The 1139-nt window shown below is 27.7% G+C and carries 1 protein-coding gene; it reads left to right on the top strand.

Annotated features, from left to right (window positions below):
- Positions 1-234 precede the first annotated feature (234 nt).
- Positions 235-1092: a YitT family protein gene (locus tag HMPREF2647_RS07070; protein ID WP_002501998.1), complete on the top strand. Its 858-nt coding sequence runs from the start codon at positions 235-237 to the stop codon at positions 1090-1092.
- Positions 1093-1139 lie beyond the last annotated feature (47 nt).

Below are 1139 nucleotides of genomic sequence, written 5' to 3' on the forward strand. Positions count from 1 at the left end.
TAGCTATATTTTTTACTTTGCAACAGAACCTATTTTAATATATTTGTAAATGCCTTGGGAAATTTTTCATTTATTTACTTTGAGTATTAGACGCTGATTAAACATTAAATTATCTTTTTTAGAATTTTGTTTAAAAAAATATGATATCAATCATTAACACCAATTTCATTAAATTGATAAAACAAGTTATAATATAGGTGAAGACTTTTTAATAATAAAAATAGGAGTTCAAAAATGACAAAAAAAATGGTGATTATATCATTCGGCAGGATTTTACTTATTATAATTGGGGCACTTATTACAGCATATGGTTTGGAATCTATATTAATCCCAAATAACGTTTCTGACGGAGGAGTCACAGGGATTAGTATTGTAGGTTCCACTTTGTTTGGTTTACCTTTAGGAATATTAATAGGAATAATCAATTTACCATTTATATGGTTAGGTTATAAACAAATCGGACGTAAGTTTGCTATATTTTCAATAATAGGTATCTTATCATTATCTATATTCACTTCGATTATGCATCATGTACCAACAATTATTGAAGGTGATTCACTACTTATTACTGTAGTTGGTGGAGTTGTTATTGGATTAGGCATGGGTCTTGCCCTTAGAAATGGTGGGGCATTAGATGGTATAGATATGTTAGCCGTTTTATTATCTAGAAAGTTACCTTTCGGAACAAGTGATTTAATTTTATTTCTCAATACATTCGTATTTATACTTGTTTCTACTGTTTTTGGCTTTAAAGGTGCCATTTTATCAGCGCTCGCATATTTTATTGCTTCAAAAGTTATACATATTATTGAAGAAGGACTAAGTGGTTCGAAAACGTTTAAAATTATTACAAAAGATTATGACATTATGAATAAAGAAATTAAAGAAAGACTGGGAAGGTATTGCACATTTACAAAAGTGACTATTGATGAAGAAAATAATTCATTTGTAGAAATTTCTTGTGTTATTAATAAACTCGAAGAACAAAAACTTAAAGAAATTATAAATGATGTAGACCCAGACGCATTTATCGCAATATATGATACAACAGAAGTTAAGGCTGGAAATATGAAAAAATCAGATATATATTAAAATTACGATAAATAAAAAGGTTCTGTTGCAAAGTAAAAAAATATAGC

The organism is Staphylococcus sp. HMSC035D11 (assembly GCF_001836075.1).
GTDB classification, from domain to species: domain Bacteria; phylum Bacillota; class Bacilli; order Staphylococcales; family Staphylococcaceae; genus Staphylococcus; species Staphylococcus hominis.

Excerpts from the sequence above, each read along its gene's own strand:
- HMPREF2647_RS07070 (WP_002501998.1), top strand. The coding sequence starts at position 235 with ATGACAAAAAAAATGGTGATTATATCATTCGGCAGGATTTTACTTATT.